This is a genomic window from Rhizobium subbaraonis (assembly GCF_900220975.1).
GTDB lineage: Bacteria > Pseudomonadota > Alphaproteobacteria > Rhizobiales > Rhizobiaceae > Mycoplana > Mycoplana subbaraonis.
On sequence record NZ_OBQD01000006.1, the window covers coordinates 156,582 to 171,594 of the forward strand.

13 protein-coding genes are annotated in these 15,013 nt (G+C 64.3%); 9 read left to right on the forward strand and 4 right to left on the reverse strand.

The genetic code is table 11. The features are described 5' to 3' along the window. Positions 1–324: 324 nt before the first annotated feature. Positions 325–909, reverse strand: coding sequence for an NUDIX domain-containing protein (locus CRO48_RS10820; RefSeq protein ID WP_097139046.1), 585 nt, complete (start codon positions 907–909; stop codon positions 325–327). Next, positions 906–3,026: a molybdopterin-containing oxidoreductase family protein gene (locus tag CRO48_RS10825; protein ID WP_097139048.1), complete on the reverse strand. Its 2,121-nt coding sequence runs from the start codon at positions 3,024–3,026 to the stop codon at positions 906–908. The genes CRO48_RS10820 and CRO48_RS10825 overlap by 4 nt, the downstream gene beginning before the upstream one ends. 101 nt (positions 3,027–3,127) lie before the next feature. On the opposite strand from CRO48_RS10825, the gene CRO48_RS10830 reads away from it, so the two are divergent. The 4 genes from CRO48_RS10830 (at position 3,128) to CRO48_RS10845 (ending at position 5,988) form a co-directional block, all read left to right on the forward strand. Beyond that, on the forward strand, positions 3,128–3,991 hold the full coding sequence (locus CRO48_RS10830; protein ID WP_097139050.1) for a 23S rRNA (adenine(2030)-N(6))-methyltransferase RlmJ: 864 nt from the start codon (positions 3,128–3,130) through the stop codon (positions 3,989–3,991). A 125-nt stretch (positions 3,992–4,116) separates the two neighbouring features. Further along, complete coding sequence (locus CRO48_RS10835) at positions 4,117–4,572, forward strand: hypothetical protein (protein ID WP_097139052.1); 456 nt, start codon at positions 4,117–4,119, stop codon at positions 4,570–4,572. Between the two features lie 6 nt (positions 4,573–4,578). After that, positions 4,579–5,376 carry a ribonuclease T2 family protein gene (locus tag CRO48_RS10840; RefSeq protein ID WP_097139054.1) on the forward strand — a complete coding sequence of 266 codons (798 nt, stop codon included), beginning with the start codon at positions 4,579–4,581 and terminating at the stop codon, positions 5,374–5,376. Between the two features lie 18 nt (positions 5,377–5,394). Further along, on the forward strand, positions 5,395–5,988 hold the full coding sequence (locus CRO48_RS10845) for a glutathione S-transferase family protein (RefSeq protein WP_176526729.1): 594 nt from the start codon (positions 5,395–5,397) through the stop codon (positions 5,986–5,988). Positions 5,989–6,371: 383 nt separating this feature from the next. On the opposite strand, the gene CRO48_RS10850 is transcribed toward CRO48_RS10845, so the two are convergent. Continuing rightward, complete coding sequence (locus CRO48_RS10850; RefSeq protein ID WP_097139058.1) at positions 6,372–7,013, reverse strand: outer membrane protein; 642 nt, start codon at positions 7,011–7,013, stop codon at positions 6,372–6,374. 366 nt (positions 7,014–7,379) lie between these two features. Here CRO48_RS10850 and CRO48_RS10855 point away from each other — a divergent pair, with 366 nt between their 5' ends. After that, complete coding sequence (locus CRO48_RS10855; protein ID WP_245423489.1) at positions 7,380–8,144, forward strand: SDR family oxidoreductase; 765 nt, start codon at positions 7,380–7,382, stop codon at positions 8,142–8,144. Further along, complete coding sequence (uvrC, locus tag CRO48_RS10860; RefSeq protein WP_097139062.1) at positions 8,141–10,177, forward strand: excinuclease ABC subunit UvrC; 2,037 nt, start codon at positions 8,141–8,143, stop codon at positions 10,175–10,177. The genes CRO48_RS10855 and uvrC overlap by 4 nt, the downstream gene beginning before the upstream one ends. 60 nt (positions 10,178–10,237) lie before the next feature. On the opposite strand, the gene CRO48_RS10865 is transcribed toward uvrC, so the two are convergent. Then, positions 10,238–13,348 (reverse strand): cadherin-like domain-containing protein, encoded by a 3,111-nt coding sequence (locus tag CRO48_RS10865; protein WP_102026004.1) that lies wholly within the window; start codon positions 13,346–13,348, stop codon positions 10,238–10,240. Positions 13,349–13,684: 336 nt separating this feature from the next. On the opposite strand from CRO48_RS10865, the gene pgsA reads away from it, so the two are divergent. Genes pgsA through CRO48_RS10880 form a run of 3 tightly spaced genes read left to right on the forward strand, consistent with a single transcriptional unit; the run spans position 13,685 to position 15,002 of the window. Further along, entirely contained in the window at positions 13,685–14,272 is a 588-nt protein-coding gene (gene pgsA, locus CRO48_RS10870; protein WP_097139066.1) for a CDP-diacylglycerol--glycerol-3-phosphate 3-phosphatidyltransferase, read from the forward strand. Beyond that, positions 14,269–14,523, forward strand: a complete 255-nt coding sequence (gene moaD, locus CRO48_RS10875; protein WP_097139067.1) for a molybdopterin converting factor subunit 1 — start codon at positions 14,269–14,271, stop codon at positions 14,521–14,523. Before pgsA ends, moaD begins: the two co-directional genes overlap by 4 nt. Before the next feature lie 2 nt (positions 14,524–14,525). Next, positions 14,526–15,002, forward strand: a complete 477-nt coding sequence (locus tag CRO48_RS10880) for a molybdenum cofactor biosynthesis protein MoaE (protein ID WP_097139070.1) — start codon at positions 14,526–14,528, stop codon at positions 15,000–15,002. The last annotated feature ends 11 nt before the right edge of the window (positions 15,003–15,013 follow it).

Sequence of the window (15,013 nt, forward strand, 5' to 3'; positions counted from 1 at the left end):
CGGCGTTACCTACCGACACGGCCCTGCCCAAAACACTTGCATGTACCCTGGCACACGCGCGTTCACTTGCAAGTCAGCCTCCCGGTTCCTCCTAATTGCCACAACGGCATTTCACTTTTCTAAACGCATAGCTCCCGGAAGCGGCAGACATTCTTGACCGACGGAGTGAGGCAGACCTGGCGGTTGGAGCGTGCCAGTGCTTTTGATGTTCAGTTCCGATACGGCTTGAACGAAGACGGCCTGTCTTTCAGTCGCGTACCAGAAACTGCGCGAACTGACCCGTCACATCAAGCTTCGGCTGCGCCCGAACGACAGGCCAAAGCGCTACTTCCGCCGCGCCAGCGCCCACTGCACCAGCATGATCGTCTTACCGTCGCAGATCTCGCCGGTCTCGATCATGCGAGCGGCCTCGTCGAGGCCGAGTTCGACGACCTCGATGTCCTCGTGCTCGTGGTCGGCGCCGCCGCCGTTGCCCTCGCGCACGGAGGCGTCGATCTCGGCTGCGAAGAAGTGGACGAGTTCGGTCACGGCACCCGGGCTCATGAAGGCGCGGAACAGCGGCCTGACCTCGCCGATCCTATAGCCGGTCTCCTCCATCACCTCGCGGCGGATGGCATCGGCCGGGTGGTCGCCGTCGAGCAGGCCGGCCGGCGTCTCCAGAAGCCAGCCGGAATGGCCGTTCTGGTAGGCGGGCATGCGGAACTGGCGCACAAGGATGATGGTGTCGCGCTTCGGGTCGTGCAGGAGGATGGTGGCGCCGTTGCCGCGGTCATAGACCTCGCGCTCGAGGCGGACGGTGTGGCCGTCCGAGCCGGTATAGTCGAAAGTGACCTTGCGCAGGTGGTACCAGTTGTCGGAGAGCGTCTCGTCGGAGACGACGTCGATCGTCGCGTCCCGGAACTTCGTCATGCAGCCTCTTTCCTGAGCCAGACGCGGTTGTCGTGCAGGGCGGCGCCACCATAGGGGGCAACCGGATCGGCACCTGTCAGCACGTTGATGCCCTCGCCGTCCAGATGGGCGTCGTTCGGCCAGATGCCCTCGCAGATCAAGATGCCCGGCTTGGTCTCGCCGGTCACCTTCGCATGCAGGCGGATCTCGCCGCGGACATTGCCGAGCCTCACGACATCACCGTCGGCGATGCCGTTGGCCCCGGCGTCGTCCGGATGGATCATCACCTCCGGCCGGCCCTCGCGTTCGCGCGACCACTTCATCTCGGTGAAGCTGGAATTGAGGTAGGTGCGCGCCGGCGGGGTCGCGAGGCGGAAGGGATGTTCGTCGTCCGCCGCCTCGATCACCTCGATATAGTCGGGGAATTCCGGCAGCGCCGCGTGCGGGCCGAGCGGGCCGATCGAGGCCGGCGGGCGGTTCGGCGCCGGCGTCGCCGTCCAGTTCGGGCGGAACCGGAAACGGCCATCCGGATGGCCGAAGCCCTTGGCGTAGTGCGCCGTGTCGAAGTCCGGCTGGCAGTCGATCCACTTGTCTTCGGCAAGGCCGTCGCAATCCATCTCGTAGTGCGGCAGCATGCGGGTGATGTGGTCGCGCTCGGAAAGCCCGAAGCCCGGCAGGTGGGAAACGCCGAGGCGCCTGGCCAGCTCGTCGATGACGAAGAGGTTGGTGCGCACGGTGGATGGCGGCTCGACGAGCTTGGGGCCGAGCAGGATGTGCTGGTGGCCGCCGCCGCGATAGAGATCGTCGTGCTCGACGAACATGGTGGCCGGCAGCACGATGTCGGCGAGCTTGGCCGTATCGGTCATGAACTGTTCGTGCACGGCGACGAAGAGGTCGTCGCGCATGAACCCCTTCCTCACCAGCCGCTGCTCGGGGGCGATGCTGGCGGGATTGGTGTTCTGGATCAGCATCGCCGTCACCGCCCCTCGATGGCGCAGCGCCACCGGATCGCCGGTGAGCACGCGGCCGATCTGCGACTGGTCGAGCTCGCGGATGTCGGGATCGAGGAGGTCGAGGCCCATCAGCTCGCGCTTGTCGAGCCGGTAGATGCCGCCGTTGTTGTGGAAGGCACCACCGCCCTCGTATTGCCAGGAACCGAGCACGGTCGCGACCGAGACGGCGGCATGCATCGACACCGATCCGTTGCGGCTGCGGGTGAAGCCATAGCCGAGGCGGAAGAAGGTGCGCTTCGTCTCGCCGACGAGGCGGGCGAAGGCCTCGATCTCATCGACCGAAAGCCCGGTGATTTCGGCTGCCCATTCCGGCCCGCGGGTGGCCAGATGCGCCTCGAGGCCGACCGGATCGTCGGCGAAACTTTTCATGTAGGCGCGGTCGGCATGGCCGTCACGGAAGGCGATGTGCATGACGGCGCAGGCGAGTGCGGCGTCGGTGCCGGGGCGCAGCTTCAACGCCATATCGGCCTGCTTCATCGTCGGGTTGTCATAGATGTCGATGACGACGAGTTTCGCGCCGCGCTCCTTGCGGGCCTTCACCGCATGGGTCATCACGTTGACCTGCGTGGCGACCGCATTCGTGCCCCAGATGACGACGCAGTCGGCCTTGGCCATTTCGCGCGGGTCGGGGCCGGTCAGGCTGCCGGTGCCCATGACGTAGCCGGTCCAGGCGGTGTTGGTGCAGATACTGTCGAAGAAGCCGGAATAGCGCTTGGCATGGCGCAGGCGGTCGATCGAATCGCGCTGAACCTGCCCCATCGTGCCGGCGTAGTAATAGGGCCAGACGGCTTCGGTACCATGCGCCTGCTCGGCCCTGACGAAGGCGTTCGCAATCTCGTCGAGCGCATCCTCCCACGAAATGTCCTGCCAGCCGCCCGCGCCCTTTTCACCCGTCCGACGCAGTGGCTTCAGCAGCCGGTCGGGATGATAGAGACGGTCGGCATAGCGGGCGACCTTGGCGCAGATCACGCCAGCCGTATAGCTGTTGTCGGCGCTGCCGCGCACCTTGCCGATTCGCCCGTCGGCGCCGATCTCGATGTCGAGCGCGCAGGCGGAGGGACAGTCATGCGGACAGACCGAGTGGCCGATCCGGGATTTGCCGATATTGGGGGTCGCAACGTTCATGGCATTTGTATATTGCAGGGCGGAAGCGCCAAGAAGGCATAAAATTCTCCCATCGCAACAATTGATGGGCGCATCACGGAAACGAAGGCTTCGGTATCGGGATGAACTACCGCCACATCTACCATGCAGGCAACTTCGCCGACGTGCTCAAGCATGCGGTTCTGGCGCGGCTCGTCACCTATATGAAGGCCAAGGACAAGGCGTTCCGGGTGCTCGACACCCATGCCGGGCTCGGCCTCTACGACCTGTCGAGCGAAGAGGCGCAGAAGACCGGCGAATGGCGCGACGGTATCGGCCGGCTGCTGGACGGCGACCTGCCGGCGGAGATCGCCGACCTGTTGGCACCCTATCTCGGCGCAGTGAAGGACCTCAACCCCGGCGGCGGCATCCGCCACTATCCAGGCTCGCCGAAGCTTGCGCGCATGCTGTTCCGCCCGCAGGACCGGCTGTCGGCGATGGAGCTGCATCCCGACGACTACGAGAGCCTGCACCGCCTGTTCGACGGCGATTTCCAGAGCCGCATCACCCATCTGGACGGCTGGCTGTCGCTCGGCGCGCACCTGCCGCCGAAGGAAAAGCGCGGCATCATCCTGGTCGACCCGCCGTTCGAGATCGAGGGCGAATACGAGCGGCTGGCAGACGGGCTCGCCAAGGCCTGGCGACGTTTTCCCGGCGGCATCTATTGCCTCTGGTACCCTTTGAAGAAGGGCGCGCCGATCGCCGAATTCCACAAGGCGCTGAAGGATCTCGGCATCCCGAAGATGCTCTGCGCCGAGCTTTCCGTGAAGAGCGACCGCGACACGACGGGGCTATCGGGCTCCGGCCTGATCGTCGTCAATCCGCCGTTCACGCTGAAGGACGAGCTCGGCCGGCTGCTGCCTTTCTTGAAGGAAAGGCTGCGGCAGGACCGCTTCGCCTCCTCGCGCTGCTTCTGGATTGCCGGCGAGAGCCAAGTCGCCTCTTGACCCGGGGCCACGCGGGGACGCAATCTTCGCTTCGGGCAAGGGCTGCAACAACGCGGATTTGCAGCATGAGACGGGACGCAAAGCTGCAGCCTCTCTCGACCCGGGAACCGCCGTCGGAGGGGACTATGACCGTCGCTAGAGCCGCAGGCATCGCCGCCTGGACCGCCGCCGCATTTTGCGCCACGCCGTCTGCTGCCGCCGACTACGAGAGCGCGCCGCATCCCCGTGCTGCCTATGTCGCGAGCGGCCCTGCCAGTGCGTGCGCTGATCCCGGCGTGCTGCGCTTCATCACCGGCCGCTTCGAATACAAGGCGGCGAACTATATCAGGCGGAACCTGTCGATCTACGAGATCGGCCAGATTCAGCTCAGCCGCTACGAGCCGTTCAACAGCTACATGTCCTCGGTCCAGCGGGAGTACTGCGTCGCCGCTGCCACGCTGACGGACGGCAGCCGCCGCCCGCTTCTCTACGTGATCGAGACCCCCTGGGGCTTTGCCGGCGTCGGGCGCAACATCGAATTCTGCATTCCGGGGCTCGACCCCTGGTATGTGTATGGTGATTCCTGTAGTTCGCTCCGCTAGAAAACCGTGACACCCAAGACCTCGCCCTTCCGGCCCCGCAGCGCCAGCCTTGCCTCGATCATTCTCGCCCTGCCGCTCGCGCTTGCCGGTTGCAGCGAGGACCAATCCCGCCCCGCCGATGCGAAGCCGCCTGCGCAGGTTGGAGGCGCGAGGCAGACCACTGGCCAGGCCGCACCGAAGTCGGCGCAGGCCGGCGGCGAACGACGCGGCGATGCGCCTGCGTCGCTGCCCGTGGGGCAAGGCTTCGATTTCTACGTGCTTTCGCTCTCCTGGTCGCCGACCTGGTGCATGGACAACGACGCATCGGGTAACGGCGAGCAATGCCGCGCGGGACGCAATGCCGGCTTCATCGTGCACGGCCTGTGGCCGCAGAACGAGCGCGGCTATCCCGAATTCTGCCCTACGCGCCAATCCGACCGAGTCCCCGCCTCGCTCGGACGCGGCTACCTCGACATCATCCCCAGCATGGGGCTGATCGGTCACCAGTGGCGCAAGCACGGCAGTTGTTCGGGCCTGTCGCAGCGCGATTATCTGGACACCACCCGTGCAGCCTTCGAGCGCCTTGTGCTACCGCAATCGCTGGAGGACGCAGCAGGAAATCGCACCGGACCGGCAGCGATCGAGGCCGCGCTGATAGAGGCCAATCCCGGCCTCACGGAAAGCGGAATCGCCGTCACCTGCGACGGCGGGCGGCTGGACGAGATCCGCATCTGCATGACGCCCGACCTGAATTTCCGCGATTGCCCGGAGGTGGATCGCGCCGCCTGCCGGGCCAGGACGATTACCCAACCGCCGATCCGCTAGCGGCACAGCCGGAGACCCATCTTGAAGATCTTCTATTCCACCACATCGCCCTACTCCACCAAGGTCCGCATGGCCGCGCACTATGCCGGCCTCGACGCCGAGCACGTCTCAACCGAAACCAACGCCGACCCGGCCGATCTGATCGCCGCCAACCCGCTAGGCAAGATCCCGACGCTCGTCACCGACGAAGGGCTGGCGATCTACGACAGCCGCGCCATCATGCATTTCATCGACCGGGAAACAGGCCGCAAGCTCTATCCGCGCGCCGCCGCCAAGCGCACGGAAGCCGATGTGCTGGAAGCGACCGCTGACGGGGTGTGCGACTGCCTGCTGGCGATCGTCTACGAACGACGCACCCGTCCGGAGGACAAGATCCACCAGCCCTGGATCGACCGCCAGTGGTCGAAGGTCGAGCGCGCGCTCGACCACCTCGAAAAGACCATGCCGCGGCTGGGCAAGAAGCCTCATGGCGGCCACTTCGCGCTTGCTGCGATGCTGCGCTACATCGAACTGCGCTTCTCCGGCCAGTGGCAGAAGGGCCGCCCGAAGCTGAAGCGGTATCTCTCACGGTTCGAAGCGGTGTTTCCGGACTTTGCCAAGTTCAAGGATTGAGGACGCTACGGCGCCATCATCACACCTGTTTGTTTTGTCTCACCGCGCATCCGCGCGGTGGCTGGATGCCGGATCAAGTCCGGCATGACGGGTGACCTGGAGGCAGCGCCTCTTGCAGTTCCAGCGTGCATCATCACGAACAGCCCATGAAGGGCTATGTCCACCTTCTCCTGCAGGCGCGCCTGAGCTTGTTGTCGACAGCTGCATTGCGTGCGGCCTCATCGCATCCGTCATGCCGGACTTGATCCGGCATCCAGCCACGGCGCGTTCACGCCGTGAGATAGTGCTCCCTCCCGGTGTGCGGAATGCCCCACCCGGGCAAAAGACAAAAGGCCGGACGCATGTGCGCCCGGCCCTCTCGTTCATTCAGCTGATCGGGAGGATCAGAACTTCACGCCCATACCGACGCGGACGCTCTGCTCGTCCTGGCCGGCCTTGACCTTGCCGGAGTCCAGATCGAAGTCCTTGCTGCCGTAGTCGGTGTAGCGGTATTCGACGCGGGCGGTAACGTTGTTGGTGACGAAGGTTTCGGCACCGACGCCAGCCGTCCAGCCGACCATCGTGTTCTTGTCGGACGAGGTGTTGTCCTCCATCTTGGCGCGCGACAGGGCCAGACCGCCGGTGCCGTACAGCAGGACCGGATTCAGATCGACGCCGACGCGTGCGCGCAGCGAACCGTTGACGCCCTGCTCGGCTTCGCGGGTCGAGTTCTTCGAATCGATGCCCGAGTAGTTCACGTCGGCTTCACCGCCGTACACCAGCTGGCCGCTCTGCATGTTGTAGCCACCGTAGACGCCGCCGCCGAAGCCGTTGGCGCCGTTGCCGCTCTGCTTCTGGAAGTTGCCGTGCTGCCAGGTGACGGTACCACCCGCGTAACCGCCGGCCCAGTTGCCGCTTGCGACCGGCTCGGAATATTCGGCAGCCGGAGCCTGGGGGATCTGGTCGACCGCGTCTGCAGCGCGTGCGGACTGGAAGGCGGCGATCGACATGGCGGAAGCCATCAGGGTGATGATCAGGGTACGCATACTAATTCTCCTTTGCATTCCCATGCCGACGGCAATGAACACGCCAATTCGGCACTACTAATATATACGGCGTTACGCGTCCGGTTGAGTTCAAATTGAATAAAGATTGAGGATTTGAAAGAGCGGAAATGTGAAATTTTCGCGGCACAATCATGATCAGATTGCGATGTTGCTTTCGGACAACAGGCATATTATTAACCATAATCCCAAATATTGAAAATATACTTCGATCTTGGCAAACAACATTGCCAATCGATCACTCCTGTTAATTATTCTGAAAACTTTATGCAGGCCCAGTTTAAGCGCTCGCGCCGATCTCTATATCTGTGGCAGGTTAAGCAAACAGAAAGCGATGCGAGCCCTTCATTGAGAATTCTTCATCGAACAGCACTGGTTACGGGCGCGGCGCAGCGGATCGGCCGCGCGATCGCCGAGGACCTGGCGGCGAACGGTTTCGCCGTCGCCATCCACGCCAATTCGTCGATCGAGACGGCGCGATCGATCGCCCGCACGATCGCTTCGAACGGCGGACGCGCAACGGCGCTCGACTGCGACCTCGCCGACGCGGACGCGACCGCGCTGCTGGTGGGTCGGGCCGTTGAGGCACTTGGTCCGCTGGGCGTCGTCGTCAACAACGCCTCGCTGTTCAAGCCCGACAGCCTGCGCCATCTGGACAGCGCGCTCTGGGATCGCCATTTCGACGTGCATGTCCGCGCGCCGTCGATTCTCGCCCGTGACTTCGACCGTCAGTTGCCGGAGGGGTCGGGCGGGCTGATCGTCAACATCATCGACCAGCGCGTATGGAACCCGACGCCGCGCTACTATTCCTACACACTGTCGAAATCGGCGCTGTGGATGGCGACGCGCACCATGGCGCAGGCCCTGGCGCCTCGCATCCGCGTCAATGCGATCGGTCCCGGACCGACGCTGCCGAACGAGCGCCAGAGCGAGGCCGATTTCAAGGCGCAGACCGAGGCGCTGCTGCTGCAATCCGGGCCTGATCTGGACGAATTCGGCCGCACGATCCGCTTTCTCGTCGACACGCCTTCGATTACCGGGCAAATGATCGCCCTTGATGGCGGCCAGCATCTTGCGTGGCAAACGCCAGACGTCGCGGAGATCACGGAATGACCACCGGCCGGCCGGTGCAGGATGGCGGCATCCTCTATGACGAAACGGAACGGGACGACGAAGAGGAACTGACGGAAGCCGCGCCCTCCCCTTCCTCCCTGCCCGACATCGAATGGTCCGAGGCGATCGAACCCTCGCATCAAGGCTTGCGCGGTGCGGAACTGATCCAGGCCTTCGTCAAGCGCTTGCCGAACAGCCCCGGCGTCTACCGCATGTTCAACGAGGCCGGCGATGTGCTCTATGTCGGCAAGGCGCGAAGCCTGAAGAAGCGGGTGAACAACTACGCGCTTGGCCGCGGCCATTCCAACCGCATCGGCCGGATGATCCGCGAGACGGCGAACATGGAGTTCGTCACGACGCGCACGGAGACCGAGGCGCTCCTGCTGGAAGCGAACCTCATCAAGAGGTTGCGCCCGCGCTTCAACGTGCAACTTCGCGACGACAAGTCGTTTCCCTATATCCTCGTGACGGCGGACAGCCGGGCGCCTGCGATCTTCAAGCATCGTGGCGCACGCAGCCGCAAGGGCGCCTACTTCGGCCCGTTCGCCTCCGCCGGCGCCGTCGGTCGGACGATCAATTCGCTGCAGCGCGCCTTCCTGCTGCGCACCTGCACGGACAGCGTCTTCGAAAGCCGGACGCGCCCCTGCCTGCTCTACCAGATCAAGCGCTGTTCGGGGCCGTGCACGCACGAGATCAGCGACGAGGGTTATGGGGAACTGGTGCAGGAGGCGAAGGATTTCCTCTCCGGCAAGAGCCAGAACGTGAAGGGCCAGATCGCAGCAGCCATGAACGAGGCGGCCGAAAACCTGGATTTCGAGCGCGCCGCCGTCTATCGCGACCGGCTGGCAGCGCTTTCCCATGTCCAGAGCCACCAGGGCATCAATCCGGCCGGGGTCGAGGAGGCGGACGTCTTCGCCATCCATCACGAGGGCGGCATTTCCTGCATCCAGGTGTTCTTCTTCCGCACCGGGCAGAACTGGGGCAACCGGGCCTATTTCCCGAAGGCCGATCCGCAGCTTGCGGGCGGTGAGGTGCTGAACGCCTTCCTCGCCCAGTTCTACGACGACAAGCCCTGTCCCCGGCAGGTTCTGCTTTCGGAGCAGATCGAGGAGCAGGAACTGCTTTCCCAGGCGCTGAGCGAGAAATCGGGATACCGGGTCGCCATCCACGTGCCGCAGCGCGGCGAGAAGAAGGACCTGGTCGACCAGGTTCTGGCGAACGCACGCGAGGCGCATGGCCGGAAGCTGGCCGAGACCGCATCCCAGTCGCGGCTTCTCGAAGGTTTCGCGCAGACCTTCAAGCTGCCCACCGTCCCGCGCCGCATCGAGATCTACGACAACTCGCACATCATGGGCGCAAATGCCGTCGGCGGCATGGTCGTCGCGGGGCCGGAAGGCTTCGTCAAGGGGCAGTACCGGAAGTTCAACATCAAGTCGACGGAAATCACCCCAGGTGACGACTTCGGCATGATGCGGGAGGTGATGACGCGCCGCTTCTCGCGGCTGATCAAGGAAGAGGGCCTGCCGGACCGGACCGTGGACGCCGGCACTGAAGCCGCCGACCTGCCCCTCCCCGCCTGGCCCGACGTAATCCTGATCGACGGCGGCCAGGGGCAGATGACGGCGGTGCGGGCCATCCTCGCCGAACTTGGCATCACCGACCATGTCGTCGCCATCGGGGTCGCCAAGGGCGCGGACCGAGAGGCAGGCCGCGAGCGGTTCTTCGCCGCCGGTACACCGGACTTCTCGCTGCCGCCGCGCGATCCGGTTCTCTACTTCATCCAGCGACTGCGCGACGAGGCGCACCGCTTCGCCATCGGTTCGCACCGGGCCCGCCGCAAGAAGGAGATGGTGAAGAACCCTCTGGACGAAATTGCCGGGATCGGGCCGACGCGCAAGCGTGCGCTGCTGCAGCATTTCGGCACCGCCAAGGCTGTGTCGCGTGCCGGCATATCCGACCTCATGGCGGTGGAAGGCATTTCCGAAAGCGTCGCGCGACTGGTCTACAATCACTTCCACGAAGACGCGCGGTAGCGCGGCAGCGCAGGTGCGGCCGGTTGTGCGGCAGCCGCTCGCCTCGCCTCGCCCCGCTTGTCACAGCAGGAAATCTGCCTTTCCGAAGGTGTGAATGCCGGAGAAAAGGATGCTGAAATCCGCCTTGCCGTCGCCATCGACGTCGCCGGAAAGCAGCGTGTCGCTGCCGCTCTTCTGATACCGCAACTCGCCCGCATGCTTGCCGAATCCGGACTTGCCGATGAACAAGAAGGCGTTGTCGGCGCTTGTCGCCACCCGCGCGTCGATGCCGCGCAGGTCGATCAGGTCGCCGTCGCTGCGGGAAAAGTCGAGCACGGTATCGCGCCCGCCGCTGGCAACGGTCGTCTCCGACACCTTGCGGAACACGAAGACGTCGCGACCCGCTCCGCCGGAAAGCCTGTCGGCGCCCGCACCACCTTCCAGCGTATCATTGCCGTTGTTGCCGTAGAGCCGGTCGCTTCCGCTGCCCCCGTCGAGCAGGTCGTTGCCGTCCATCCCTTTCACGAGGTTTGCGCCGGCACTGCCGGTGATCCGGTTCGACAAGGCGTTGCCGGTACCGGCATGGTTGCCCAGGCCCGTCAGAAGCAGTCGTTCGACATTGTCCGTGAGCGCATAGCTGCAGGCGGCCTGCACCGTATCCGTGCCCGCGCCTCTGAGCTCCACGACGATGTCGCCGGCGCTCACCACATAGAGATCGTTGCCGGCGCCACCGTAAAGGCGATCGGATCCGGCGCCGCCGTCCAGCGTGTCGTTTCCATCGCCGCCTTCAAGTCTGTCGTTGCCGCCGCCACCCAGAAGCAGGTCGTTGCCGCCAAGCCCTTTGAGCGTATTGGCCGCGGCATTGCCGGTGACGGCATTGGCGAGCGAATTGCCGGTGCCGCCGTACTTGCCCGATCCGAGCAAAACCAGTTTCTCGATGTTGGCACCGAGCGTATAGCTGCAGCTTGCCTGCACGGTGTCGGTCCCGGCATTTGCGGCCTCGACGACCATGTCCCTTGTGTCGTCCACCATATAGGTCTCGTCGCCGCTTTCGCCCTTCAGCGTATCGATACCGCTGCCCCCGTCGATCAGGTCGTTGCCCTTTCCCCCGATCAGCGTGTCGTTGCCGCCCTTGCCGTACATCAGGTCGCCGTGGATGCTGCCGGTCAGCTTGTCGTTGCCTGACGTGCCGGAAAAGAGATCGGGCGAAATACCCATCACGGTCAGGGTAATGGTGGCCGTCGACGTCCCGCCCTTGCCGTCGGAAACCGTGTAGCTGATGACGACCTTGCGGCTTTCGCCGTCACCGATGTTCTGGTTCGGCCCGACGGTCGGATTGTAGATCAGCATCTTCTTGGCATCGATCATCACCGAGCCGAAGCCGGAGACGATGCGAGCCTTGATCATCGACAGTTCGTCGCGGTCGACGTCCGCGGCGGCGTCCTTGACCTCGACCTTGTAGACGGCGTTCTCGTAGGTCGACGCGCTCAGCGCCCGCGCGTTCGGATTGTCGTTCACCGGCGCCACGTCGAGCGTCAGCTTGCGCGTGATGGGATCCGTATCGCGGCCGTCGAAATCCGTGCCGCCAGTATCGACGACGTTGAAGGTCAGGGCACCGAGCGCGATGCCGTTCAGGTTCGCCGTCGCCTTCCAGGCAAGCTTGCCGGCCTCGATATCGCTTGCCGAAATCATCTGGCCCGGCACGACCGGGCGGCCGCCGAGCGTGAGTGCTCCGTTTACCGGAACAGACGAAATATGGACGGCCTTCAGCAGGTCGCCATTGGCATCGCGGAAGCCGAAATCCTCCGCCTTGAAGACGTAGGGGCTGTCTTCCTTGACATGCAGAGTCTTGCTCTCGCCGGTCGGCGCGTCGTTTACCGCCCGATAGACCTTTTCGTAAAGATGGACGCCGTCGTCCTCGCTGGCCTGCCAGCTCAGCGCCAGCCCGCCATCGTCAAGGGCCGCAATCTTCGGGGCGCCCTGCACCAGCGCCGAAGCCTTCGCGACCGGCTCGTCGATTGACATGCGCGCAGTGCCGGTCGCGTTGAAGACGCGAAGCGAAACGGAGTAGCCGTCGTCGCCCTGTGTCGTCCAGGCGACTGCAAAGCCGCCACCGGCGAGTGCGACCACGAACGGATCGACCTGAACCCCGGCAGTCCCGACATTCACCGGAATATCGCCCGCCATCCTGGTCTTGCCGTCGGCATTGTAGACCTGCATAGCAAGGCCTGCGCCGTCTTGGGCGGTTTCGCCGCTCCACAGCACGACGAAGCCGCCGTCCTTCAAGGCGGCGACGAGCGGGCTTAGCTGGTCGCCGCCGCTATGTTCGTTCACCGAGAAGTCGGTACTGGCGCTCGCGGTGCCGTCGGGATCATAGACCTGCAGGGAAATGCCGGCCGAATCGCCGTTGCGTTGGCCATCCCAGGCGACGACGAAACCGCCGTCCGCCAGCGCGGTGACGACGGGCCGGGCCTGCGAAGCGCCATCGCCCGCAAAGATCGGCACGATCGCATCCTTCTTCACGGACCCGGACGAGTCGAAAATCCGCATCCGCACCCGCGGGACGCCGCCGTCTTCGGAGGCTGCGCCGTCGTGAACGACGACGAAGCCGCCGCCGGCAAGCGCCGCCATCGAAAAAGTCCCGACCGAGGCGACGTCGAGCCGGACGTCCTGGTCGCCGGATCTCGCCTTGCCTTCCTTGTCGAAAACGCGCAACGACAAGCCGGAGGGCATATCGCTGCTTGCGGACGTCTGCCAGGCGACGACGAGGCCGCCATCGGCAAGCGATGTCATTTGCGGCGCCGACTGGATGCCGTCCGTGTCCACGTTGACGAGCGTATCGGTCGCAGACTGCGGGGTGCCGTTGGCATCGAAGATCCGAAAGGCGATGCCCGCCTCATCCCCCGCCGTCTGCCCGGCCCAGACGACCGCGAAACCGCCGCCTGCCAGCGACGTCAGCCGCGGCATTGCCTGTTGCCCGGCAAGATCGCCGTTTGCGGGAACATCGACCAGGGACCGGAGGCTGCCGTCGGCGTTGAAGACGCGCAAGGTGACGTCGGCGGTGCCGCTGATCGCCGTGCCGCTCCAGGCAAGGACGAAACCACCATCCGCCAAAGTGACGATATCGCTCTGGTACGGCACCTGCGCGAGGAAGCCGTTCACCGACAACAATTCTCCACCGATGATCCCCATCGAGGACCCGCCCTTCCAAAGCCTGAATTGAATTTCACCGCGCGGAACAGCCACGAACCACAACCCACGGTCAATGGTACCGACGTTCGCACTACGCAAAACCTGTTCTAAAACGAACAAACTTCGCAATCTATTCGCGCAATCTGAAACTTTTTCTTCATCGCGCGACGCTTGCGAAACACCATGCGGCATCCGGTGCGCAACGGCCGACAAATCAGCGATTAAACCGGATCATCCGAATAATGCCTTGATCGCGATGAAAAGCTGTCGCCAACTGTTGACGGAAATGTCACAAACGCCACAACTAACGGCAAACACATTCGAGACTGCAAATCCATGGCTTCTCCCGCTTACAGCATCCCCAATCTCCTCACCTACGCCCGCATGCTCGCGGTTCCATTGATCGTGCTCTGCTTCTTCGTCGAGGGGCGGCTGCAGTCCTCGGACTTCGCCCGCTGGTCGGCATTAGGTCTGTTCGTGGCGGCGTCGATCACGGACTTCTTCGACGGCTACCTGGCGCGGATCTGGAAGCAGACGTCCAACATCGGGCGGATGCTCGACCCGATCGCCGACAAGCTGCTTGTCGCGTCCGTCCTGCTCTTGATGGCTGCCGACGGCACGATCGCCGGCTGGACGATCTGGGCGGCCATCATCATCCTCTGCCGCGAGATCCTCGTCTCGGGCCTGCGCGAATATCTGGCGGAGCTGAAGGTCAGCGTTCCGGTGACGCGCATCGCCAAGTGGAAGACGACGATCCAGATGTTTGCGATCGGCTTCCTGCTTGCCGGCCCGGCCGGCGACAAGGTGCTGCCCTATACGACCGAATTCGGCATCGCGTTGCTGTGGATCGCGGCCGCCATTACCATGTACACCGGCTACGACTATTTCCGCGCCGGCCTGAAGCATATCGTGGACGAACGATGACCAAGCTCGTCTATTTCGCCTGGGTGCGCGAACGGATCGGCCGCGGCGAGGAGGAACTCGACCTCCCCGGCCACGTGAAGACGGCCGGCGACCTCCTGCGCCATCTCAAGACGCTGGGCGAGGAATACGAAATGGCCCTGGAACACGAAAACGTCATCCGCGTTGCGGTCAACCACGAGCATGTCGAACATGGCGAGACGATCGAAGGCGCGCGCGAAATCGCCCTGTTCCCGCCGATGACCGGAGGCTGACCATGCCCGCCACGTCCGCTGTCCCCGTGGTCGTGCGTATCCAGCGCGAGGATTTCGACACGGCGGGGGAGACGGCCAGCCTCTGCGCACAACGCGGACGGATCGGGGCGGTCGTGACCTTCACCGGTCTTTGTCGCGACGAGGACGGCACGCTTGCTGCCCTTGAGCTGGAACACTATCCCGGCATGGCGGAGGCCGAGATCCGCCGCATTTGCGAAGAGGCGGTGGAACGTTTCTCGCTCGAAGGCATCGCCGCCATCCACCGCTTCGGCCGCATGGCACCGGGCGAAAACATCGTGCTCGTCATCGCTGCCGCGCCGCATCGCCAGGCCGCCTTCGACGGCGCGTCCTTCGTCATCGATTACCTCAAGACATCCGCGCCCTTCTGGAAGAAGGAGCATCGCGCCGATGGCAGCGCCGGCGGTTGGGTCGAGGCGAAGGACGACGACGACCGAGCCCGGGACAAGTGGCGGAAATAGCCTCCTCCGGT